Below are 22051 nucleotides of genomic sequence, written 5' to 3'. Positions count from 1 at the left end.
CCCTGTTTTGTTGCCCTTTGGCTGGGCCGTAAAACATATAAAGCTTGTGGCCCAAAAAAGAAAAAATCGGAGCATCACCCAATGAAGGCATTAGGTTTGAAAAACGCTGGCAAGACCCTCCTCGCCTTGTCGCTGATGGGCGCAATGGCGGGCGCGGCCCAGGCAGACAGTAAAGTGCTGCACGTCTATAACTGGTCCGACTATATTGCACCGGACACCATTGCCAACTTTGAAAAAGAATCGGGCATCAAGGTGGTGTATGACGTTTTCGACAGCAACGAGACCCTGGAGGCCAAGTTGCTGGCAGGCAAGTCCGGCTACGACATTGTCGTGCCGTCCAACAACTTCCTGGCCAAGCAGATCAAGGCCGGTGTGTACCAGGAACTGGACACGTCCAAGCTGCCTAACTACAGCAACCTGAACAAATCCCTGCTTAAGGCCGTGTCGGTCAGCGACCCGGACAACAAGCACGCGTTCCCGTACATGTGGGGCTCGATCGGCATTGGCTACAACCCGGAGAAGGTCAAGGCTGCGCTGGGCGTAGACAAGATCGATTCATTGGATGTGCTGATGAAGCCGGAAAATATCGCCAAGCTGAAAAGCTGCGGCGTGAGCTTCCTCGACTCGCCAACCGAAATGCTGCCGATTGCGCTGCATTACCTGGGCCTGCCGACCGACAGCCAGAAGAAAGCCGATCTCAAGCAGGCCGAAGACCTGTTCTTGAAGATCCGTCCTTCGATCGGCTATTTCCACTCGTCCAAGTACATCTCCGACCTTGCCAACGGCAATATCTGCGTAGCCGTGGGTTACTCGGGTGACATTCAGCAGGCCAAGTCCCGTGCGGCTGAAGCCGGTGGCAAAGTGAAAGTGGCGTACGACATTCCGAAAGAAGGCGCTGGCAGCTTCTTCGACATGGTTGCCATCCCCAAGGATGCCGAAAACGTCGAAGCGGCTTACACCTTCATGAACTACCTGCTCAAGCCCGAAGTCATGGCGTCGATCACCAACAGCGTGCGCTTCCCGAACGGTAACGAGAAGGCCACCGCATTGGTGGACAAAGACATCACCAGCGACCCGGGCATCTACCCGTCGGCGGACGTGCAGGCCAAGCTCTACGCGATTGCTGACCTGCCGGCTGCAACCCAGCGGGAAATGACACGCAGCTGGACCAAGATCAAGTCGGGCAAGTAAGTCCTGTTAGTTGTGGGAGGGGGCAATTTCCCCCCTCCCACAAATTAGATCAAAGAAAGTTTTGCCGGATCGGTTTATCGAGGGTAAGTTGCGCGCCGGTTTTGTTGCCGGGCAACAACTCTAAGGCCCAACTATTTAAGAGGACCTCCACTTGCCAATTTCTTTATTTCGCAAAGCCATGCTGGTGGGTGCAGGTATCACGCTGGCTGCCAGCGTGCAGGCCGCACCGACGGTGCATATTTATAACTGGTCGGACTACATCGGCCCCGACACCCTGGCCAACTTCGAAAAGGTCAGTGGCATCAAGCCCGTGTATGACGTGTTTGACTCCAACGAAACCCTGGAAGGCAAGTTGCTCGCCGGGCGTACCGGCTACGATGTGGTGGTGCCGTCCAACCATTTTCTCGGCAAGCAGATCAAGGCCGGGGCGTTCCAGAAGCTCGACAAGTCACTGCTGACGAACTACGCCAACCTCGACCCGGTACTGCTCAAGCGTCTGGAAAAGAACGACCCGGGTAACCAGTACGCAGTGCCGTACCTGTGGGGTACCAATGGCATCGGTTACAACGTCGATAAAGTGAAGGAAGTGCTGGGCGTCGACCATATCGACTCCTGGGCGGTGTTGTTCGAGCCGGAAAACATGAAGAAGCTCGCCACCTGCGGCGTGTCCTTCATGGATTCGGCAGACGAAATGCTGCCTGCGGTGCTCAACTACATGGGCCTGGACCCTAACAGCACCAACCCGGCCGACTACAAGAAAGCCGAGGAAAAACTGCTGAAAGTGCGGCCCTACGTGACCTACTTCCACTCCTCCAAATACATCTCGGACTTGGCCAACGGCAATATCTGCGTGGCGGCCGGCTTCTCCGGCGATGTGTTCCAGGCCAAGGCCCGTGCGGCTGAGGCAGGCAAAGGCGTGAATATCGCCTACGCGATCCCGAAAGAAGGCGGCAACCTGTGGTTTGACGTGCTGGCGATCCCCAAGGATGCCAGCAACGTCAAGGAAGCCCACGCCTTCATCAACTATTTGCTGCAGCCTGAGGTGATCGCTCAGGTCAGTGATCAGGTCGGTTATGCCAACCCTAACCCAGGGGCGGACAAGCTGATGGAGCAATCGATACGCACTGACGCAGCGGTTTACCCACCGCAGGCGGTTCTCGAGCGGACTTTCGTCAACTTCGAGCTACCCCCGAAAGTGCAGCGTTTAATGACCCGTAGCTGGACCAAGGTCAAGACGGGCAAGTAAGGCTCAAACTATCCTGGGTTCGCCCGCCTAAGGCGAACCGCACCGTTTTTTTTGGGAGTTTCGTAAATGGCAGTTGCCTCCGGCGCCTATAAGAAAGCCCTCGAGGGCGACCAGACACCGAAAAAGGTGCTGGTCAAAATCGACCGGGTCACGAAGAAGTTCGACGAGACGATTGCCGTGGACGATGTGTCCCTGGAAATCAAGAAAGGCGAGATCTTCGCCTTGCTCGGCGGTTCGGGTTCGGGCAAATCCACCTTGCTGCGCATGCTCGCAGGTTTCGAGCGCCCCACCGAAGGCCGCATCTACCTCGACGGGGTGGACATCACCGACATGCCGCCCTACGAGCGGCCGATCAATATGATGTTTCAGTCCTACGCCTTGTTCCCGCACATGACCGTGGCGCAGAACATCGCGTTCGGCCTGCAGCAGGACAAGATCCCCAAGGCCGAAGTCGACGCCCGCGTGGCCGAGATGCTCAAGCTGGTGCAGATGAGCCAGTACGCCAAGCGCAAGCCGCACCAGTTGTCCGGTGGCCAGCGCCAGCGTGTGGCCCTGGCCCGCTCCCTGGCCAAGCGCCCGAAACTGCTGCTGCTCGATGAGCCCATGGGCGCATTGGACAAGAAGCTGCGTTCGCAGATGCAACTGGAGCTGGTGGAAATCATCGAGCGCGTCGGCGTGACCTGCGTGATGGTGACCCACGACCAGGAAGAGGCCATGACCATGGCCGAGCGTATCGCGATCATGCACCTGGGCTGGATCGCCCAGATCGGCAGCCCCATCGATATCTACGAAACCCCCACCAGCCGCCTGGTGTGCGAGTTCATCGGCAACGTCAACATCTTCGACACCCAGGTGGTGGACGACGCCGAAGGCCACGCAGTGCTCAAGTGCGCTGATCTGGACCGCGATATCTACGTGGGCTACGGCATCGCCACCGCGGTGGAAGACAAATCGGTGACCTACGCCATCCGCCCGGAAAAACTGCTGGTCACTACCCAAATGCCGACCTGCGAGCACAACTGGTCCAGCGGCAAGGTGCACGACATCGCCTACCTGGGCGGGCACTCGGTGTTCTACGTGGAGCTGCCGAGCGGCAAGCTGGTGCAGTCCTTCGTCGCCAACGCCGAACGCCGTGGCCAGCGCCCAACCTGGGGTGATCAGGTTTACGTGTGGTGGGAAGACGACAGCGGCGTGGTACTTCGCTCATGAACATGAAGAAATTCAAGCGGCGCTTGGATCGCATAATCCCCAATGGCAAGCAGGTGGTCATCGGGATTCCCTTCCTGTGGCTGTTTCTGTTTTTCGCACTGCCGTTTTTCATCGTATTGAAAATCAGCTTTGCTGAAGCCGACGTGGCGATCCCGCCCTACACCGAGATCTACACCTACGTTGAGCAAAAGCTGCAAGTGGTGCTGAACCTGGCCAACTACAGCCTCTTGGCCGGCGACGAGCTCTACATCGCCGCGTACCTGGGCTCGCTGAAGATGGCGTTTTTCAGCACGCTGCTGTGCCTGCTGATCGGCTACCCGATGGCCTACGCCATCGCTACCGCACGCAAAGAGATGCAAACCGTGCTGGTGCTGCTGATCATGATGCCGACCTGGACCGCGATCCTGATCCGCGTGTATGCGTGGATGGGCATCCTCAGCAACAACGGCTTGCTCAATGGCTTCCTGATGTCCATGGGGCTGATCAGCGAACCGTTGCAGATCCTCAACACCAATATCGCGGTGTATATCGGCGTGGTCTACTCGTACCTGCCGTTCATGATCCTGCCGCTGTACGCCAACCTGGTCAAACACGACCAAAGCCTGCTGGAAGCCGCCTCCGACCTCGGTTCGAGCACCTTCAACAGCTTCTGGAAAATCACCGTGCCGCTGTCCAAGAACGGCATCATCGCCGGCTGCATGCTGGTGTTCATCCCGGTGGTGGGCGAGTTCGTGATTCCTGAACTGCTCGGCGGCCCGGAAACCCTGATGATCGGTAAAGTGTTGTGGCAGGAATTCTTCAACAACCGTGACTGGCCGGTGGCTTCTGCCTTGGCCGTGGTGATGCTGGCGATCCTGATCGTGCCGATCATCCTGTTCAACCGCAGCCAGGCCAAAGAGCTGGAGGGCAAGATATGAAGCGCTTTCGTTTCTCCAGCTTCATGCTGGTCGCAGGCTTGTTGTTTATCTACCTGCCGATGTTGATCCTGGTGATCTATTCGTTCAACGAATCCAAGCTGGTGACGGTGTGGGGCGGTTGGTCGATCAAGTGGTACGTGGGCCTGCTGGACAACACCCAGTTGATGGGCTCGGTGGCACGCTCCCTGGAAATCGCCTGCTACACGGCGGTGGCCGCAGTGGCGCTGGGCACCTTGGCGGCCTTTGTGCTGACGCGCATCAGCCAGTTCAAGGGCCGCACGCTGTTCGGCGGCCTGGTGACGGCACCGCTGGTGATGCCGGAAGTGATCACCGGCCTGTCGCTGTTGCTGCTGTTCGTGGCCATGGCGCAGATGATCGGCTGGCCCCAGGAGCGTGGCATCGTCACCATCTGGATCGCGCACACGACGTTCTGTGCGGCGTATGTAGCAGTGGTCGTGTCGGCGCGCCTGCGTGAGCTGGACCTGTCGATCGAAGAGGCGGCTATGGACCTGGGCGCACGGCCGTGGAAGGTGTTCTTCCTGATCACCATCCCGATGATCGCGCCGTCGCTGGCGGCGGGCGGCATGATGTCCTTTGCGCTGTCCCTGGATGACCTGGTACTGGCCAGCTTCGTGTCGGGCCCGGGCTCGACCACCTTGCCGATGGAAGTGTTCTCGGCGGTGCGCCTGGGGGTCAAGCCTGAGATCAACGCCGTGGCGAGCCTGATTCTGTTGGCGGTGTCGCTGGTGACCTTCCTGGTGTGGTTCTTCAGCCGCCGGGCCGAAGAGCATCGCAAGAAAGCCATCCAGCAAGCCATCGAAGAAGCCGCAGCGGATGGCTGGCAACAACCGGACAAGCGCCGCGCGCCAGCGCCGGTCTGACTGCCGGAACTGGGCTCAAAATGTGGGAGGGGGCTTGCCCCCGATAGCAGTGGGTCAGTAACAGATGCAGTGACTGACACTCAGCAATCGGGAGCAAGCCCCCTCCCACATTGATGGCATTCCAATTTGGTTATGCTGCCCATGGCGACTTACGAATCACCTCAACAAAATTCATCGGCTTGAACCCAGGCTCCTGATCCACCAGCACATCGGTCTTCACGTTGCCAAACGTGGTCTGCGGGCGATGGCGCAAGCCGTCGGCAAACGCGCAGATGATGCACTCCTTGAACCCTTCACCCCTTGGATGCGCATGCACCACCGCTTCGCGCTGCACGCTGCTGAACGCGGCGTAGTCCATGCCCAGCACGTCCATCTCAACACCGGCGGTCACCAGCGCCACGGTGGGGCGCAAGTGCTTAGGCACGCCAGGCGTGGTGTGCAGGGCGATCGACAGCCACACTTGTTCGATGTCGTCATCGCTCAGCCCATAGGGCTTGAGGAACGCGGCGGCGGCATTGGCGCCGTCCACTTCGAAGCGCTCGTTGTCACTGCGATGGCCTTCCACCAGGCCGAGGTCGTGGAACATCGCGCCTACGTACAGCAACTCCGGGTTGTAGGCCAGTTGCTTGCGCTCACCGCTCAAGGCGCCGAACAGAAATACCCGGCGCGAGTGGTGGTAGAGCAGGTCGGACTCGACGTCGCGGATATATTCGGTGGTGGCCTTGGCCAAGGTGCTGTCGGGGATCTGGATGCCGGCGATGGTGGTGCTCATGGTGGTTCTCCTCTGGAAAGCACCTAGTCTGGTCGCGCGTGCGTGACGCAGCTATCGCGACGAGGGAGCGTTCTCGGCCAATGTGGATACACATCGTGCCAAGGGTGTACTCGGTCAAATGTGGGAGCTGGCTTGCCTGCGATAGCATCACCTCGGTATACCTGATGAACCGAGGTGTCTGCATCGCAGGCAAGCCAGCTTCCACAGGGTTTTGCGTCAGCCCAGAGATAAAGGTTTCCCATGCACAAAACCGTCGCCATCCTGATTTTCCCCGGCGTCCAGTCACTGGATGTGACCGGGCCGATGGACGTGTTCTGCGAGGCCAACCGCTTCCTGGCTCCCGAAGATCACTACCAACTGGAGGTCATCGGCTTCGGTCACGGTTCTATGGCCGCCTCCAACGGCCTGTCCTTGCAGGCCCACAAACACTACAGCGAAGCCCTGCAACCCTACGATCTGCTGCTGGTCGCCGGCGGCCCGCAACTGCCCTTCGAAAACTTCGGTCCCCAGTTTGATGACTGGCTGCGTGCTGCCACCGCAAGGGCACAACGCTTCGGCTCGATCTGCAACGGTGCCTTCATGCTGGCCCGCGCCGGCCTGCTGGAGGGTAAAACCGTCACCACCCATTGGGGCGATGCCGCGGACCTGGCGCGTGTGTGCCCCTCGGCCCGGGTCGAAGCCGACCGTCTCTACGTGCAGGACGGCAACCTCTACACCTCGGCCGGGGTCACGGCGGGTATCGACTTGTCACTGTACCTGCTGGCCCAGGACCACGGTCCGGAAGTCGCGTTGAGCGTGGCCAAGCGCTTGGTGGTGTTTACCCAGCGTTCGGGCGGGCAGTCGCAGTTCAGCCCGTTCCTCACGCCCCATGCCGAAACCACCTCGGCGGTGGCGCTGGTGCAGTTGTACGTGCTGGCCAACCTGACCGGCGATTTGACCATCGCCGACTTGGCCAGGGCCGCCAATATGAGTGCGCGCAATTTCTCCCGGGTGTTCGCCCGAGAAGCGCGGATCACGCCAGCCGAATTTGTCGAGCGTGCGCGGGTGGATGCGGCGCGGGTGATGCTTGAAAGCAGCCACGCGCCGCTCAAGACCGTGGCCTATCAATGCGGGTTTCGCGACGCCCAGCACATGCGCAGTGTGTTCAACCGCCGGCTGGGCGTTACGCCGCAACAGTTCAGGCTTAACTTTGCGGCACCGGTGTAGCGATCATGTCTATCTGGCAGGCAGCAGCTTGAGGGTTCCGCGGGTATTGGCCGTGACTTCCTCTTCACTGAAATGCGCCTGCTCATACCCGCCCTCGATATAGCTTTGCGCCTGATCGCCATAGTGCGTATCAAACGGCACGCCGCTTTGCCCCACGGGGTTGATGGTCAGGGCATGGGTCGGGTCGGCGAAGTCGATCAGGCGTCGCGTTGACGGCCCATAAGTCACCGGCCACGGTGCCGGGCCGATCGGGGCGGTCTGGTTGTTCGGCACTTCGTGGCTGCCGGGTGCCGGGAACGGGCCGACGTTGAAGAGCTTATCCAATGGCTTTTGCATGCCCAGCGGGTGGCCGTGGGTCAGGGTGTGCGCCTTGCCCCATTGCCACTGCGCCGGGTCATCGCCGAAGGTGCTCTTGAGGTGCGCGAGGCTATTGTCCCAGGCGAGTTTGACGGTGTCGGTACGCTTGCCATTCCACCAGGGTGAATCCGCCGAGGCGGCCAGGCGTGGCAATGCGGCGTCGATCACACGGGTGCTGATCAGGGTCTTGAACAACGTGTCGCCCAGTTTCGGGTGGAAGGTTGCGTCGGCGAGGTTGAACAGCAACTGGTTGAACAGCGTTGCGCTGGTGGAGTCCAGCGGGTAATCGCCTTTCCAGTTGGCCAGTTGTTCCACCAGCTTTAACTGCGCCGGGTCCTTGACCACTTCCCGCAGCACCGGCAACAGTGGCGCCAGCAGCCGCGGGCCATAGGCGGTAGTGGTGCCCAGTTGCAGCGCCTGGCTGTTGGTCACATCCCACTTCACGCTCTTATCGCTCAACTGTGCGTTCAACTGCTGGCCACGGTCGGCCAGGTTGTAATAGCCGGGAATTTCCATGCCTGTAGGGGAGGCCGGCTGCGCGTTGGCCGACACCACATAGCCACGCGACGGGTTTTCTTCCTGGGGGTTGGCACTGAAGGGGTAGAAGCCCAGCTTGTCGGCCTGGGCGGTACTGCCATCGAGGATGAACGCCGGGTTGACCCCTGCCGGGCGCATCGGCAACTGCGCCGCCGCCCACCAGCCGATATCACCCTTGGCATTGGCCCATATGATGTTGAGGCCTGGCGCCGAGACCTTGGCCGCAGCAGCACGTGCCTTGACCAGGGTATCGGCACGGTTGAGCTGGTAGAAGCCTTCCAGGATCGGGTTCTCGCTGTCGAGGAACGCCCACCACATGGCAATCGGCGTGCTGCCGGCGTTCTCGCCGAGCACGTCATTGATGATCGGACCGTGGGGCGAGCGGCGCAGGATGAGGGTCACCGGCACCTGGCCCTTGACCTGGATCTGCTGCTCGCTGCTGGTCATGTCGACCCATTGGTCGTGATACCAGACCTGATTGGGGTTGTCCGGGTTGACCTTCTCGGCGACCAGGTCGAGGTCGTCGTTCTGGAACATGGTCAGGCTCCAGCCAAAATCCATGTTGTGCCCCAGGAACGCCACTGGCACCAGCGCGTTGTGATAGCCATACAACTCAAAACCGGGCGCTGACAGTTGCGCCTCGTACCACACCGATGGCACCGAGAAGCGGATATGGGGGTCACCCGCCAGCAGTGGTTTGCCGCTACGGGTGTGGCTGCCGCTGACGGCCCAGGCATTGCTGCCCTCGAATTGTGGCAGGCCGTTGTCAGCCAGGGCCTGTTCGCTCAGGGCGGCGATAGCGCCGAGGGTGTTCCAGTCGTCGTTCGCCAGGTTGAGGGCGCCTTTGGGTTGCCAGTCGAGGTCGAAGACTTTCAAGTAGTCGCTGCCCAAGCGGTCGCGCACGTAGGTCAGCACCGGCTCGGTACGAAAGGCCGCGGCAAAGCTGTAGGCCATGTACCCGGCAACGCTGATGCTGTCTTCGGCGGTGAACGGGCGCTTGGGGATGCCCAGCACGTCGAACTCAATGGGGCTGGGATGGCTGGCCTGATATTGGTTGATCCCGTCCAGATAGGCCTGCAGGGCTTTCGAGGAGGCTGAGTCAGGGGCCATGTGCTCGGCGTAGCTCGAGGCGCGTTCGCGAATACGCAGGCTGCGGAACAGCTTATCGGTCTCGAGCAGCTTCGGCCCCAGCACTTCGGCCAGCTCGCCCCGGGCCAGGCGCCGCATGATCTCCATCTGGAACAGGCGGTCCTGGGCATGCACATAGCCCAGGGCGCGGTACAGATCGGTTTCGTTCTCGGCGCGGATATGCGGCACGCCACGATCGTCGTAGCGCACCGTGACCGAGCCTTGCAGGTGGGCCAGGGTTACCGTGCCCTGGCGCGTGGGTTGCTTGCTGTAGAGGTACCAACCGGCGCCCAGGGCGACCAGCACAATCAGCACCGCGAAAACCTGCAAGACGCGCTTCATGAACATTCCTTACCAAAATGGACGGGCTACAGATCCTTAGGCCACGAACAATAGCAGCCTACCGCGAGGGTGTGAGTGGCATTCACTTCGCGTCCGGTTCCAAGGGCCTTGAGAATCGGCTCGATAAAACTGTTGCTGGCGTTGCAGGTCAGCCCCTCGCTGTAGGGGCCGAAATAGGCCAGCTTGCCTGTGCGGTCCCAAATGCCCACTGCTGGGCTGGCGGGTATTCGGTCGGCGCCGGGCAGGGCGTCGATGACTTTCATGTGGCGCAGGTTGTCGGGCAGCTGGCCGTGGCTGCCGGGTTTTTGCAGGGCATAGAACTCCACTCCTTGGGGCGCGTACTGCTCGATCAGCTCGCCCAGGTGTTGCTGGTTACCAACATTGCACGGGCAGGCCGGGTCCCAGAAGTGCACCAGGCGAATCGGGCCAGGGCCACTGAGGGCGGCAGGCAGTTGCAGCGCATCGCCGGAGAACACCGCCGTGTGCTCGCTGAAGGCGCGCAGGTAGCGGCCCTGGAACCAGTCATATGCGGCCCACAGCACGCCGGCGCAGATAACCAGGATCAGACTGGCGAACAGGGCATTACGGTAGGGCGGTCGCATTCAGAGGTATCCTCGCAGGTCGCGTAGCTTGCCATGCTTGTCCTGACAGATGAATATCGCAGCTCGATATTCATCTTCACCGCCAGTCTGGAAGCCTTTATGCCCGTCACCTTTGACCCTGATCATCTGCGCGAAAGCTTGCGGCCGTTGGTGGACGCGCAACCGCTCAGCGCCGAAGCGCGGGTCTACCAACGTTTCTATGGGCTCGACCTGGCCGCCCGCAAGGTGCCGGCCGTGAGTCGCCTGGGGCGTTTCGAGGTGGACGGGTTCGAAGTGGTGGCCCAGGTGTGGTGGCCGCCTGCGCCGGTGGCGACGATGTTCATGTTCCACGGCTTCTACGATCACATGGGACTGTACCGCCACGTGGTGGACTGGGCATTGGACCAAGGCTTCGTGGTGATTGCCTGCGACCTGCCGGGCCACGGTTTGTCCAGCGGCCCGCGCGCCAGCATCGATGAGTTTGCGGTGTACCAGCGGGTGGTGCAGGGGCTATTCGCCGAGGCCAAGGCGCTGCAATTGCCGCAACCATGGCACCTGTTCGGGCAGAGCACCGGGGGCGCCATTGTCGTGGATCACCTGCTCAACCACGGTGCCGACAGCCCGGCCCAGGGCAAGACCTTTTTGTTATCGCCACTGGTACGGCCGCGGGCCTGGGGTTGGTCCCAGGTCAGCTATTACCTGCTGCGCCCGTTTGTCAAAGGCATCGCCCGGCGTTTCAGCGATAACTCCAACGATCCTGAATTCAAGCCGTTCCTTGAAGCAGACCCGCTCCAGCCCCGCCAATTACCCACCGCCTGGGTGGGGGCGCTGGCGCGCTGGATCAAGCGCATCGAAGCCGCGCCACGCAGCCCACGGCGGCCGGTGATCGTGCAGGGTGAGGAGGATATGACGGTGGACTGGCAGCACAACTTGCGCGTGCTGCGCAGTAAGTTCGATCAACCTGAGGTGTTGATGCTAAAGCGCGGCCGGCATCACCTGGCCAATGAGATTCCAGAGATTCGCGAAGAATACTTCCGGTATTTGACGGACCATCTGAACTGATACGGTCCAAATGTGGGAGGGGGCTTGCTCCCGATAGCGCTGGGTCAGCTACACATAAGTTGACTGACACACTGCTATCGGGAGCAAGCCCCCTCCCACATTTTGTTACTGCGCCAGGCTTGAGGTGCTTTGGCCGACTGCCAGCCCTGCGCGAATGGCTGCCAGGGCGGCCTGGTAATACGCCTTACCCTGGGGCGACTCGGCAAACGTGGCGAACTCCTCCAGCTCCAGGTCGGACAAATCCCGGTAGACATACAGCAGCGTATTGTTCAGATCCTTATCAATCTGCGCCATCAGCCGTTCACGCTGTCCATTCAACATGCCTTGGGCCTGACCGCCGCCAAGCAGGCCGGGGATCATCTGGCTCAAGCTGTCGGCCGCCACGCCGGCAATCGCCAGGCTGACTTCCGCGCCGGCTTCACGAGCAGGCAGCGCCTGGGCCAGGTGGCCGATGATCAGGCTGCGGGTGGCTTCGGCCTGGATTTTCGGCAGGCCCTGGGCGTTCTTCGCCAACTGGTCGCGGCGGGTAGCCAGCAATTCGGCAGCGACAATCTTGCGCCCCAGGGGCGATTGGAAAAATGCCAGGGCCGGTTTCGGGTCTGGCAGGTGCTTGCGCAGTTGCTCCTCGGCACGCTGGTCCATGGCCTGGGCGGCAAAGCGCTTATTGCTGTTGTCCACCAGCGCCTGGTACACCGCTGGCGGCAGACTATTGCGATAGCGTTGCTGGGCGGCACTGAGGGCGTCATTGAAATGCGCACGTTGTTCGGCCCAGCCGGCGACCTTGTATAACTGGTCATAGCCGTCTGCCCAGGCGGGCAAAACGCAGAGCATCAACACGGAAAATAACAAACGACGCATATGGACTCCTGTCAGTCGGCCACTATTGTCCGTGTCGGGCGTAGGATTTGTCGAGAAGTCCTATCAGTCACCTGACTAAAGTGTATTCAGACGCTCAGCGGCTCTGTCGGATTCACAGGCGTATGGATACTATGCGCGCCATGCAAATACCCCTCGATCACCCGCTGCTGCAACGCATCGTCGACGACCTGGCCGAAAAAGGCTGGTCGCAGCAGAATGGCTTCCTGCACCAGGCTCTGACCCTGGAACTCGCTGCTGAGTGCCATAAACGTGCGGCTGAAGGTGAACTGGCACCGGCAGCGGTGGGGCGCGGGCCGGCTCAGGAGATTCGCGAGGGCATTCGCGGTGACCATATCCAGTGGCTGGAGGAAGGTGACGCGGCGGTCTGCGATACCTATATGGCGGTGATGGACAGCCTGCGCCTGGCGATGAACCGCAGCCTGTTCCTGGGCCTGGAAGATTTCGAAAGCCACTTCGCGATGTACCCGCCCGGGGCCTTTTACCTTAAGCATGTGGACCGTTTTCGCGATGATGACCGGCGCATGGTCTCGGCGGTGGTCTACTTGAACGACGCCTGGTTACCCGAACACGGCGGCCAGTTGCGCATGTACCTCAAGGGCGGCGTTGAATACGACGTGGTGCCGACCGGGGGTTGCCTGGTGGTGTTTTTGTCGGGCGAGGTGCCCCACGAGGTACTGCCTGCCACCCGAGAGCGGCTGTCCTTGACCGGTTGGTTTCGCCGACGGGGCAACGAGCCGTTTTAAGCCGGCAAAGGATTCTAAAGTCTCGCCTTGAACAAAATGTGGGAGGGGGCTTGCTCCCGATAGCGGAGTGTCAGCTACACATTTATCAACTGACCCGCTGCTATCGGGAGCAAGCCCCCTCCCACATTTGATCTACTGTGCCTTGGCTGCCGGTGTGTCGCTGTCGAACCACTTCTGCGCCATCGCCTTCAATCTGCCATCCGCCTTCACCCGCTCCAGGGCCATGTCCAGGCTGCTCTTGAACGCTGGGTTACCTTTCTGGAATGGGATCACAAGGTCCGGCTTCTCGCGATAAGCCGTGCTGTAATCGAACCGATCCTTGAGTTCGGCAGTCATAGCGATATGGTTAATTGCCACGTCGTACTTGCCGGTTTCCACACCTGGCAACAGGTTGCTGTCGTCGGTGGTGATAAAAGAAGGGCGTACGTCCATTTCCTTGGCCAGCTGCTCGCCCAGCTCGACCTCAAAGCCGGTGAGTTTGTCGCCGTCCTTGAAGTTGTAGGGCGCGGTATTGGCTTCCAGGGCGATGCGCAGTTCACCGCGATCATTGACGTCGTCGATCAGTTCGGCGTGAGCCAACGGGCTCAGCAGGGGAAGCAAAAGTAACAGGCCAGGCGAAAAGCGCATGGTCACTCCTAAAGAATTCGTACGGGCGAGACGCCGTTCAGCATCGCTTTGCTATGGTGTCGAGTGCCTTGGACAGCAATTTGTCGCGAAGTTGTCATAACCCCACAGATTTCACCGAAAAACTGGAGAAGCGAATGAAAGCCCTTTTATCCCGCGCCACCCTGGCCAGCCTGTTGCTGGGTGCTTCGATGTTGGCCACAGCCGCCGACGGTATTCCGCGCAGCGCTCCACCGGAAGGTGCCAAGGTGTTTATCGTCTCGCCGAAGGATGGCGCCACCGTCGATAAAACCTTCACCGTGAAATTTGGCATGGAAGGCCTGAAACTGGCCCCGGCCACCGACCAGGCGCCAGGCACCGGCCACCACCATCTGCTGATCGACCAGAAAGAACTGCCGGATGCGAAACTGCCGATCCCGGCCACCGACACTGTGATCCATTACGGCAAGGCCCAGACCGAGACTGAAGTGACCCTCACCCCAGGCAAGCACACCTTGCAGCTGGTGGCCGGCGACAAACTGCACATGCAGTTCAACCCGACTGTAGCCTCTAAAGTGATCACGGTTAACGTTAAGTAAGATTTGTTCAGATGAAAAAAAAGGGAGCCCCATGGGGCTCCCTTTGTCGTGGTGCAGTTGAAACCTTAGAACAACACGCGGCTACGGATAGTGCCGTTGATGTGCTGCAGCTTCTCTTGCGCCAGGTCCGAGTACTCGGCGTCGACGTCGATGACCACGTAGCCAACCTTCTCGTTGGTCTGCAGGAACTGACCGGAGATGTTGATGCCGTTTTCCGCAAAGACCTTGTTGATCTCCATCATCACGCCCGGAATGTTCTGGTGGATGTGCAGCAGGCGGTGCTTGCCCGGGTGAGCCGGCAGGGCCACTTCCGGGAAGTTGACCGACGATACCGAGGTACCGTTGTCGCTGTACTTGACCAGTTTTTCCGAGACTTCCAGGCCGATGTTGGCTTGGGCTTCAGCGGTGGAACCACCGATGTGCGGAGTCAGGATGACGTTGTCCAGCCCACGCAGCGGGCTTTCGAAGATGTCGTCGTTGGAGCGCGGCTCCACCGGGAACACGTCGATGGCGGCGCCGATCAGGTGCTTGTCCTTGATCGCCTCGGCCAGGGCGTCCAGCTCGACCACGGTGCCACGTGCAGCGTTGATCAGGATGCCGCCTTTCTTGATCGCGCGGATTTCCTTCTCGCCGATCATCCACTGGGTTTCAGCGGTTTCCGGGACGTGCAGGGTGACGATGTCGGACATGCCCAACAGCTCGGTCAGGCTCGACACCTGGGTGGCATTGCCCAGTGGCAGCTTGGTCAGGGTGTCGTAGAAGAACACCTGCATCCCCAAGCCTTCGGCCAGGACCGACAGTTGCGTACCGATCGAGCCGTAACCGACGATACCCAGCTTCTTGCCGCGGATCTCGAAGGAGTTGGCCGCGCTCTTGATCCAGCCGCCACGGTGGCAGGAGGCGTTCTTCTCGGGGATACCGCGCAGCAGCAGGATAGCCTCGGCCAACACCAGCTCCGCCACGGAACGGGTGTTGGAGTACGGCGCGTTGAACACCGCGATGCCGCGCTCGCGCGCTGCGTTGAGGTCGACCTGGTTGGTGCCGATGCAGAAACAGCCGACAGCCACGAGTTTCTTGGCGTGGTCGAAGATCTCTTCGGTCAGCTGAGTGCGGGAGCGAATGCCGATAAAGTGCGCGTCGGCGATCTTTTCCTTGAGCTGGGCTTCCGGCAGAGAACTGGTGATGTACTCAATGCTGGTGTACCCGGCGGCTTTCAGAACGTCGACAGCCGATGGGTGGACGCCTTCCAGAAGAAGGAACTTGATCTTGCTCTTATCGAGAGAAGTCTTGCTCATCTGCGTAAACCTGTATCCCGGAGAAAATTGGCAGGGAGTCGAGCAGCGCAAGCTGACCCGGACGGCAGGAAAGCCGTCACCGCAGAAACGCCCTTTGGGTCTGTCCTGCGGGGGCGGTATGCTAGCATACGCACCCCGCTAAACACCTATTCCTGCGACGTGAAGCGTTCTCAGGATGACCATGAATTGTTCGAGAGTTCTGTCGATGACCCATCCTGCCCTGATTGATGAGCTAAAGACCCTGGTTGAGCCCGGCAAAGTGCTGACCGATGCAGACTCCCTGGAGGCTTACGGCAAGGATTGGACCAAGCACTTCGCACCCGCGCCCAGCGCCATCGTGTTCCCCAAGACCACCGAGCAGGTGCAGGCCATCGTGCGTTGGGCCAATACGCACAAGGTAGCGCTGGTGCCGTCCGGCGGGCGTACCGGCCTGTCGGCAGCGGCGGTGGCGGCCAATGGCGAAGTGGTGGTGTCGTTCGACTACATGAATCAGATCCTCAATGTGAACCTCACCGACCGCACTGCGGTGTGCCAACCGGGGGTGGTCACCAAGCAACTGCAGAACGTCGCCGAAGAAAACGGCCTGTACTACCCGGTGGACTTCGCCTCGTCCGGTTCCAGCCAGATTGGCGGCAATATCGGCACCAATGCCGGCGGGATCAAGGTGATTCGCTACGGCATGACCCGCAATTGGGTGGCTGGCATGAAGGTGGTCACCGGCAAGGGCGATGTGCTGGAGCTGAACCGCGACCTGATCAAGAACGCCACCGGCTACGACATGCGGCAGCTGTTTATCGGCGCTGAGGGCACCCTGGGGTTTGTGGTCGAAGCCACCATGCGCCTGGACCGTGCCCCGAAAAACCTCACAGCCATGGTACTCGGCACCACCGACTTCGACTCGATCATGCCGGTGCTGCACGCGTTCCAGAGCAAGCTGGACCTGACGGCCTTCGAGTTCTTTTCCGACAAGGCCCTGGCCAAAGTCCTCGGCCGTGGCGATGTGCCGGCGCCGTTCGAAACCGAGTGCCCGTTCTACGCGCTGCTGGAATTCGAAGCCACCACCGAAGAAGTCGCCAACCACGCCCTGGAAACCTTTGAGCATTGCGTCGAGCAGGGCTGGGTACTGGACGGCGTGATGAGCCAGAGCGAAACCCAACTGCACAACCTGTGGAAGCTGCGCGAGTACATCTCCGAGACCATTTCCCACTGGACGCCGTACAAGAACGACATCTCGGTGACCGTCTCCAAAGTGCCGGCGTTCCTGAGTGAGATTGACGCGATTGTCGGTGAACACTACCCGGACTTCGAAATCGTCTGGTTTGGCCATATCGGCGACGGCAACCTGCACCTGAACATCCTCAAGCCGGAAAACCTGAGCAAGGATGAGTTCTTCGCCAAGTGCGCCACTGTGAACAAGTGGGTGTTCGAAACCGTCGAGAAGTACAACGGCTCGATCTCCGCCGAGCACGGGGTGGGCATGACCAAGCGCGATTACCTGACCTACAGCCGCTCGCCGGTTGAAATCGAGTACATGAAGGCGGTGAAAGCCGTGTTCGACCCGAACGGGATCATGAACCCCGGCAAGATCTTCGCTGTTTAACCGCACCTTGAGGAGTCGTTCCATGAGCTACCAGCACAAGTATGTCGACGGCACCAATATCCACTTCCCCGTGGGTAAAGTGGTCTGCATTGGGCGTAACTACGCCGAACACGCCAAGGAACTGGACAACCCGGTGCCGACCGAGCCCCTGCTGTTCATCAAGCCGGGCAGTTGCGTGGTACCGCTGGAAGGCGGTTTCAGCATTCCAACCGAGCGCGGTTCGGTGCATTACGAAGCGGAAATCGCCGTGTTGATCGGCAAGCCATTGTCGACCAGACCCAGCCGTGAAGAAGTGCTCGACGCCATCTCCGGCTTTGCCCCGGCCCTGGACCTGACCTTGCGCGACAAGCAGGCCGAGCTCAAAGCCAAGGGCTTGCCATGGGAAATCGCCAAGTCCTTCGATGGCGCGGCGGTGATTGCACCCTTCGTGGTCAGCAGTACCTTTGAGGATCTGACCGATATCGGCATTCGCCTGAGCATCAACGGTGAAGTGCGCCAGGACGGTAACAGCGCGCAGATGCTCAACCCGATTGTGCCGATGATCCAGCATATGGCTGGGTGCTTCTCCCTGCAGGCGGGTGACGTAATCCTGACCGGCACCCCGGCTGGCGTCGGGCCGCTGAATGTGGGCGATGAACTGGTATTGGAGCTGGCGGGTGTGAACCGTTTCGAAAGCGTCGTTCGCTGACTGCCTGAAGAAATGCGGTGAAGAATGTGGGAGGGGCGGTGCGACGATTCGACTTGCTCCCGATTGCGGTGTATCAGTAGCAGATATTCTGACTGACACACTGCTATCGGGAGCAAGTCGAATCGTCGCACCGCCCCTCCCACATTGGTTTTGTGTATATCCCAAGTATGGGCTTTTGCATTTTTTTCACACACCATCCGGATAATTCCAGCCACTTGCGCGCGGGCCTTTGAATCCTGTGCTATCCCCTACAGCTGACTTTCCGGAAAAGCGCTCAATGGCCGTGCCTCTGCCCACTTCAAAACCCTCGCTTCGCTCCCGCTTGTCCATGCGTTGGTATTCCTGGGTGTTTTTGGCCGGTGCGATTCTGTATGGGGTTGCCTGGGCCATGCATTGGGACGATCGCGGTGTGTTGTGGGTGCTGGAGCGCTTTGAGAGCCCGGCCGAACGCCAGGAGAGTGTATGGCTCCCGGATTATCACGCGGTCATCGATGCCAAGTTGCTGCCCGGTATGGAGAAGGATGAGGCTTCGGACCTGTCCTACAACCCCCAGACCAAAACCTTGTTTTCCGTCATGGGCAAGAACCCGTTCCTGGTCGAGCTGAGCCTGCAAGGCGATGTGTTGCGCAAGATGCCGCTCAACGGCTGGAACAATCCGGAAGGCCTGACGGTGATGGAAAGCGGCCTGATGGCGGTGGTCGATGAGCGTCAGCACAGCCTGACCATTGTCAGGGTCGACGCCGCTACCACCGCGTTGAACAAGGCTGACTTCCCCAGTTATGACCTTGGCCCGTCTGCAGACCAGAACAAAGCCTTTGAAGCCATTACCTGGGACAAGCGCAACCAGCAACTCATACTGGGCGAAGAGCGCCCGCCGGCGCTGTTCACCTGGAAAAGCGATGGCAGCCAGCGGCTGGCTGGCAGCAAGGCCAAGCTGGCCAGTAGCGAACTGGACATGCGCAACCTCTCGGCGCTGGAAATCGATTCCCGTACCGGGCACTTATTGGCACTGTCAGCCGACTCCCATTTGTTGCTGGAACTGGACGAGAAAGGCGAGCAAGTCAGCTTCATGACCTTGCTCGGTGGCTTCAATGGCCTGAAAGACACCATCCCCCGCGCCGAAGGGGTGACCATGGACGAGAGCGGCAACCTGTACATGGTCAGTGAGCCAAACCTGTTCTATCGTTTTGAAAAGCAGAAATAACTGACGAATAACGTCAGACTTTTCTTTATAAACGGCATTCGCCAGACAGTTCGGTGCGTTTAAGTTTAAATTCAGGCGACCTTGATATCTATTCGCCAGTTTTTCTTCTGAGCTTGCCCAATGCGTCGACTTGCCCGTCCCAAACCTGCTTTCTTCATCCTGCTGTTGCTTGCCCTGGTTGCCGCCGGGGTGGTTGCGCAGCAGTTCCGCCTGTTCGAGCGTGCCTGGTTCAATTGGCAGGTGTGGCGCCAGCCCGCCGATGAGCGCGCGATTGGCCTGGCGGACTATCGCGTCATCGTCGAAGGCCAGGTGATCGAAGGGCTCGACGACGACGTCTCGGCCCTCACCTACGACCCGGTGCGCAAAAGCCTGTTTACCGTCACCAATAAAAACGCCGAGCTGGTGGAGCTGTCCCTGGACGGCAAGATCCTGCGGCGCATTCCCCTGGTGGGCTTTGGCGATGCCGAGGCGGTGGAATTTATCAGCGACAACATCTATGTCATCAGCGATGAGCGCCAGCAGCGGCTGATCAAGGTGCACGTGGACGATGACACGCAATTTCTCGATGCCGCCGACGCCGAGCAAATGACCCTCGGCGTACATATTGGCGGCAACAAGGGTTTTGAAGGATTGGCCTACGACTCGGTAGGCAAGCGCCTGTTCGTGGCCAAGGAGCGTGACCCGATGCTGATCTACGAGGTCCACGGATTTCCCCATTTCAAGCCGGAAAAAACCTACTCGGTGCACGTGATCAACAACCCCAAGCGCGATGCCGGGTTGTTTGTACGCGACCTGTCGAGCCTGCAATACGACGAGCGCAGCGGGCATCTGCTGGCGCTGTCGGATGAGTCGTTCCTGGTGTTGGAGCTGGATATCGACGGTCGCCCGTTAAGCAGTCTGTCGCTGCTTAAAGGGCGCCATGGCCTGAGCAAGCGCGTGCCCCAGGCCGAAGGGATCGCCATGGACGACGATGGCACCTTGTACATGGTCAGCGAGCCGAACCTGTTCTACGTGTTCAAGAAACCCTGATCAGAACATCCATTGCACGCCCAGTGAATAGCCGGTCTGGCTGCCTTCGGCATGCCCCAGTCGGCTATTGACCTCGGCATACACGCCCAATTCCGGGGTGATCGCCAATTGGCTGCCGATCTGCGCCCGGCCGAAGCTCTTGTCCACTGAACCGAGCCTGGCGGTGCGCGCCTGGCCATCGGCGCGAGCGCTCAGTTGCAGGTCGTCGAGGCGACCGTCGGCCAACTCCTTGACCCAGGCGATGTCGCCATAAGGTAGCAGGCTCAGGCTGTAGGGCAGGGCGACCGCGCCACGCACGCGCCAGCCGAGGCTGGCTTCCAGGGAGTCGAAAGACTGTTCTTCGTACTCCAGGGCCGTGCGCAGGTTCTGTTTTTCGTGGAATTTGTCGATGCGGTAATGGCTGTAGTCCAGGCCGGCGAACGGCCCGCTCTTTAAGGCACCGAAATCAAAGTCATAGCCGCCAAGGACCCGTGCGCCCAATGCCAGAGCGTCGGTCTCGCCGCTCAGTTGCTGATCGAGCAGGATCGGCCCGCCACTGGCCTGGATCACCAGGTTGCGCTTGGATTCGAAGCGCGTGCGGCCGACGCTCAGGTCACCGGCCAGCCAGCTTGGTCCGCCATCGTTGAGCAGCGCATAGACGGCTGCCTGCCAGGTGTCACTGTCCAGTTTGCCGCGATGCTCGAGTTTGTCGCGGCCATTGAGGTAGCTCAGACTGGCGCCGATATTCAGGCTCGAGGTCAGTTGGTAGTCGCCGAGGGCATGCAAGCCCAGGCGCCGGGCTTCGGGGTTGGGGGCGCTGTCGAAGCCACTGTCCGGGTTGTATTCGCCATCCACGCCGATTTCGCCATCAAAGCTGCCCACCTCCCGGCTGGCAGCCTGCAGGGTCAGCCAGCGGCGATCATGCAAGCGCACCATGGCCTGATGCTGGCGCTGCAGGTTGTCTTGCATATTGCGTGCGACCGCGCCACCGGACGCCGTTGAGGCCATCAGGTCGGCGTTGGTCAACTCCAGCACCAGGCGGCTGAGCAGGCGTGAATAGTCGCGCAGGCGCTGCTCGATGCGCGCCTGACCGAAGGCATCGGTGAGCACGGCCTTGTTGTCTTCGTTCGGGTCGTGCCAGGTCGAGCCACCGGGGATTTTCGGGTTATCGGTCTGGGTGTAGCCGTCCAGGTCACCCAGTTCCCAGTTGGTGGCCTCGACATAAAGGATCGGGATGTTCAGCGGTTCAAAGGCCTCGCCATCGCTGCAACAGCCGGTACCCTGGGGGTATTGCGGATCCAGGCCGGGGTTGGTGAACAGCGGGATGTTCAACTCCTTGGCGATCTGGAGCGTGTGCTCGCGCAAAGACGCCAAGGCCGGGTTGGCGGTGCTGTTCTGGCCGGCGTGGGCGTACATCATGTCGCCGGTGATCAAGCTGTCGAGGTTGATCATCGCGAGCATATTGGCGCGCTGGCTGGCGCTGAGCGAGTCGACAAAGGCGCGGGAGCCCCGTAAGCCCTCTTCTTCGGCGCCGAAGCCGACTATTTGCAGGCCGTTTTCCAGTTGCAGGCCGCCGAGGTTCTTGGCTACCTCGGTCAACACGCTGGCACCGGAGCCATTGTCGTCAAGGCCTTGCAGGGCTGGGCGACCAAAATAGGTGTCGAAATGCGCGCCAATCACCACGTACTGCGGCTTGGTGCCGGCGGCGTAGGCCACTACGTTTTGTGAAGCGCGGCTGCTGTTGTTCCAAGTGAAGTCCTGGCGGCTGATGGAATAGGCCGTGCCCATCTGGCTCTGCATCCAATCCGCAGCGCCGGCAAAATTGGCCGTACCGCGATAACGACCGGGGTAGTCATTGATCAGTTTTTCCAGGGTGGTGTTGGCGTGCTGGCCGTAATCGTAGGCTTGGGCTTGCGCGGACAGCAGGGCACCGGCAACGCTGATGGCGAGGGCTAGGGGCTTTATCACAAGGTCTTCCTTGAGGTGATGGGAATGTTCAAAGC

General features: G+C 60.3%; 20 protein-coding genes. 13 read left to right on the top strand and 7 right to left on the bottom strand.

Going from position 1 to position 22051, the window contains the following annotated elements; all coding sequences use genetic code 11:
* Positions 1 to 96 precede the first annotated feature (96 nt).
* From ASD70_RS17025 to ASD70_RS17005, 5 genes are all read left to right on the top strand, one after another.
* The gene (locus ASD70_RS17025) at positions 97 to 1191 is read left to right on the top strand and encodes a polyamine ABC transporter substrate-binding protein (RefSeq protein ID WP_056847039.1); all 1095 of its coding nucleotides are present in this window, start codon (positions 97 to 99) and stop codon (positions 1189 to 1191) included.
* 151 nt (positions 1192 to 1342) lie between these two features.
* Positions 1343 to 2437 (top strand): polyamine ABC transporter substrate-binding protein, encoded by a 1095-nt coding sequence (locus ASD70_RS17020; RefSeq protein WP_046069994.1) that lies wholly within the window; start codon positions 1343 to 1345, stop codon positions 2435 to 2437.
* A gap of 66 nt (positions 2438 to 2503) precedes the next feature.
* Positions 2504 to 3646, top strand: a complete 1143-nt coding sequence (locus tag ASD70_RS17015) for an ABC transporter ATP-binding protein (RefSeq protein WP_046069993.1) — start codon at positions 2504 to 2506, stop codon at positions 3644 to 3646.
* Positions 3643 to 4563: an ABC transporter permease subunit gene (locus ASD70_RS17010; RefSeq protein ID WP_005792353.1), complete on the top strand. Its 921-nt coding sequence runs from the start codon at positions 3643 to 3645 to the stop codon at positions 4561 to 4563. Before ASD70_RS17015 ends, ASD70_RS17010 begins: the two co-directional genes overlap by 4 nt.
* The gene (locus tag ASD70_RS17005; protein WP_003195236.1) at positions 4560 to 5444 is read left to right on the top strand and encodes an ABC transporter permease subunit; all 885 of its coding nucleotides are present in this window, start codon (positions 4560 to 4562) and stop codon (positions 5442 to 5444) included. Before ASD70_RS17010 ends, ASD70_RS17005 begins: the two co-directional genes overlap by 4 nt.
* Positions 5445 to 5574: 130 nt before the next feature.
* Here ASD70_RS17005 and ASD70_RS17000 read toward each other — a convergent pair whose 3' ends face one another.
* On the bottom strand, positions 5575 to 6216 hold the full coding sequence (locus tag ASD70_RS17000) for an HD domain-containing protein (RefSeq protein ID WP_046069992.1): 642 nt from the start codon (positions 6214 to 6216) through the stop codon (positions 5575 to 5577).
* Between the two features lie 240 nt (positions 6217 to 6456).
* On the opposite strand from ASD70_RS17000, the gene ASD70_RS16995 reads away from it, so the two are divergent.
* Positions 6457 to 7422, top strand: a complete 966-nt coding sequence (locus ASD70_RS16995; protein WP_046069991.1) for a GlxA family transcriptional regulator — start codon at positions 6457 to 6459, stop codon at positions 7420 to 7422.
* Between the two features lie 9 nt (positions 7423 to 7431).
* Here ASD70_RS16995 and ASD70_RS16990 read toward each other — a convergent pair whose 3' ends face one another.
* A complete protein-coding gene (locus ASD70_RS16990; protein WP_056846993.1) occupies positions 7432 to 9786 on the bottom strand; it encodes a penicillin acylase family protein in 2355 nt (784 codons plus the stop codon).
* Between the two features lie 26 nt (positions 9787 to 9812).
* Positions 9813 to 10388 (bottom strand): DUF6436 domain-containing protein, encoded by a 576-nt coding sequence (locus ASD70_RS16985; RefSeq protein ID WP_046069989.1) that lies wholly within the window; start codon positions 10386 to 10388, stop codon positions 9813 to 9815.
* A 99-nt stretch (positions 10389 to 10487) separates the two neighbouring features.
* On the opposite strand from ASD70_RS16985, the gene ASD70_RS16980 reads away from it, so the two are divergent.
* Positions 10488 to 11429: an alpha/beta hydrolase gene (locus ASD70_RS16980; RefSeq protein WP_056847038.1), complete on the top strand. Its 942-nt coding sequence runs from the start codon at positions 10488 to 10490 to the stop codon at positions 11427 to 11429.
* A gap of 105 nt (positions 11430 to 11534) precedes the next feature.
* Here the strand turns inward: ASD70_RS16980 and ASD70_RS16975 are convergent, their stop codons facing one another.
* Positions 11535 to 12287: a DUF2059 domain-containing protein gene (locus tag ASD70_RS16975; protein WP_056846992.1), complete on the bottom strand. Its 753-nt coding sequence runs from the start codon at positions 12285 to 12287 to the stop codon at positions 11535 to 11537.
* A 131-nt stretch (positions 12288 to 12418) separates the two neighbouring features.
* On the opposite strand from ASD70_RS16975, the gene ASD70_RS16970 reads away from it, so the two are divergent.
* Complete coding sequence (locus ASD70_RS16970; protein ID WP_046069987.1) at positions 12419 to 13051, top strand: 2OG-Fe(II) oxygenase; 633 nt, start codon at positions 12419 to 12421, stop codon at positions 13049 to 13051.
* A 132-nt stretch (positions 13052 to 13183) separates the two neighbouring features.
* On the opposite strand, the gene ASD70_RS16965 is transcribed toward ASD70_RS16970, so the two are convergent.
* On the bottom strand, positions 13184 to 13678 hold the full coding sequence (locus ASD70_RS16965; protein ID WP_056846991.1) for a transporter substrate-binding domain-containing protein: 495 nt from the start codon (positions 13676 to 13678) through the stop codon (positions 13184 to 13186).
* Positions 13679 to 13812: 134 nt separating this feature from the next.
* On the opposite strand from ASD70_RS16965, the gene ASD70_RS16960 reads away from it, so the two are divergent.
* A complete protein-coding gene (locus ASD70_RS16960; protein ID WP_046069985.1) occupies positions 13813 to 14253 on the top strand; it encodes a DUF4399 domain-containing protein in 441 nt (146 codons plus the stop codon).
* A 65-nt stretch (positions 14254 to 14318) separates the two neighbouring features.
* Here ASD70_RS16960 and serA read toward each other — a convergent pair whose 3' ends face one another.
* Positions 14319 to 15548 (bottom strand): phosphoglycerate dehydrogenase, encoded by a 1230-nt coding sequence (serA, locus tag ASD70_RS16955; protein ID WP_034116292.1) that lies wholly within the window; start codon positions 15546 to 15548, stop codon positions 14319 to 14321.
* 205 nt (positions 15549 to 15753) lie between these two features.
* Between serA and ASD70_RS16950 the strand changes: the two genes are divergently transcribed.
* From ASD70_RS16950 to ASD70_RS16935, 4 genes are all read left to right on the top strand, one after another.
* Complete coding sequence (locus ASD70_RS16950; RefSeq protein ID WP_043046995.1) at positions 15754 to 17148, top strand: FAD-binding oxidoreductase; 1395 nt, start codon at positions 15754 to 15756, stop codon at positions 17146 to 17148.
* Positions 17149 to 17170: 22 nt separating this feature from the next.
* Complete coding sequence (locus ASD70_RS16945; RefSeq protein ID WP_046069984.1) at positions 17171 to 17836, top strand: fumarylacetoacetate hydrolase family protein; 666 nt, start codon at positions 17171 to 17173, stop codon at positions 17834 to 17836.
* A 277-nt stretch (positions 17837 to 18113) separates the two neighbouring features.
* Positions 18114 to 19040: an SdiA-regulated domain-containing protein gene (locus tag ASD70_RS16940; protein WP_056846990.1), complete on the top strand. Its 927-nt coding sequence runs from the start codon at positions 18114 to 18116 to the stop codon at positions 19038 to 19040.
* Positions 19041 to 19160: 120 nt separating this feature from the next.
* The gene (locus ASD70_RS16935) at positions 19161 to 20069 is read left to right on the top strand and encodes an SdiA-regulated domain-containing protein (protein ID WP_043046998.1); all 909 of its coding nucleotides are present in this window, start codon (positions 19161 to 19163) and stop codon (positions 20067 to 20069) included.
* Here ASD70_RS16935 and ASD70_RS16930 read toward each other — a convergent pair whose 3' ends face one another.
* A complete protein-coding gene (locus ASD70_RS16930) occupies positions 20070 to 22016 on the bottom strand; it encodes an autotransporter domain-containing protein (RefSeq protein WP_056846989.1) in 1947 nt (648 codons plus the stop codon). It abuts the gene before it with no gap.
* Between the last annotated feature and the right edge of the window lie 35 nt (positions 22017 to 22051).

The organism is Pseudomonas sp. Root569 (assembly GCF_001427465.1).
Taxonomy (GTDB): Bacteria; Pseudomonadota; Gammaproteobacteria; order Pseudomonadales; family Pseudomonadaceae; genus Aquipseudomonas; species Aquipseudomonas synxantha.
The sequence above is the reverse complement of the archived record's forward strand: the minus strand, read 5'-3'. Positions and strand labels throughout refer to the sequence as shown.

What these genes read in the sequence shown, in the direction of transcription:
- ASD70_RS16965 (WP_056846991.1), bottom strand. Translation starts at nt 13,678, where the DNA reads ATGCGCTTTTCGCCTGGCCTGTTACTTTTGCTTCCCCTGCTGAGCCCG.
- ASD70_RS17000 (WP_046069992.1), bottom strand. Translation starts at nt 6,216, where the DNA reads ATGAGCACCACCATCGCCGGCATCCAGATCCCCGACAGCACCTTGGCC.
- ASD70_RS16935 (WP_043046998.1), top strand. Translation starts at nt 19,161, where the DNA reads ATGCGTCGACTTGCCCGTCCCAAACCTGCTTTCTTCATCCTGCTGTTG.
- ASD70_RS17005 (WP_003195236.1), top strand. Translation starts at nt 4,560, where the DNA reads ATGAAGCGCTTTCGTTTCTCCAGCTTCATGCTGGTCGCAGGCTTGTTG.
- ASD70_RS16985 (WP_046069989.1), bottom strand. Translation starts at nt 10,388, where the DNA reads ATGCGACCGCCCTACCGTAATGCCCTGTTCGCCAGTCTGATCCTGGTT.
- ASD70_RS16990 (WP_056846993.1), bottom strand. Translation starts at nt 9,786, where the DNA reads ATGAAGCGCGTCTTGCAGGTTTTCGCGGTGCTGATTGTGCTGGTCGCC.
- ASD70_RS16975 (WP_056846992.1), bottom strand. Translation starts at nt 12,287, where the DNA reads ATGCGTCGTTTGTTATTTTCCGTGTTGATGCTCTGCGTTTTGCCCGCC.
- ASD70_RS16940 (WP_056846990.1), top strand. Translation starts at nt 18,114, where the DNA reads ATGGCCGTGCCTCTGCCCACTTCAAAACCCTCGCTTCGCTCCCGCTTG.
- ASD70_RS16995 (WP_046069991.1), top strand. Translation starts at nt 6,457, where the DNA reads ATGCACAAAACCGTCGCCATCCTGATTTTCCCCGGCGTCCAGTCACTG.
- ASD70_RS17015 (WP_046069993.1), top strand. Translation starts at nt 2,504, where the DNA reads ATGGCAGTTGCCTCCGGCGCCTATAAGAAAGCCCTCGAGGGCGACCAG.
- ASD70_RS16950 (WP_043046995.1), top strand. Translation starts at nt 15,754, where the DNA reads ATGACCCATCCTGCCCTGATTGATGAGCTAAAGACCCTGGTTGAGCCC.
- ASD70_RS17010 (WP_005792353.1), top strand. Translation starts at nt 3,643, where the DNA reads ATGAACATGAAGAAATTCAAGCGGCGCTTGGATCGCATAATCCCCAAT.
- ASD70_RS16970 (WP_046069987.1), top strand. Translation starts at nt 12,419, where the DNA reads ATGCGCGCCATGCAAATACCCCTCGATCACCCGCTGCTGCAACGCATC.
- ASD70_RS16960 (WP_046069985.1), top strand. Translation starts at nt 13,813, where the DNA reads ATGAAAGCCCTTTTATCCCGCGCCACCCTGGCCAGCCTGTTGCTGGGT.
- ASD70_RS16980 (WP_056847038.1), top strand. Translation starts at nt 10,488, where the DNA reads ATGCCCGTCACCTTTGACCCTGATCATCTGCGCGAAAGCTTGCGGCCG.
- serA (WP_034116292.1), bottom strand. Translation starts at nt 15,548, where the DNA reads ATGAGCAAGACTTCTCTCGATAAGAGCAAGATCAAGTTCCTTCTTCTG.
- ASD70_RS16945 (WP_046069984.1), top strand. Translation starts at nt 17,171, where the DNA reads ATGAGCTACCAGCACAAGTATGTCGACGGCACCAATATCCACTTCCCC.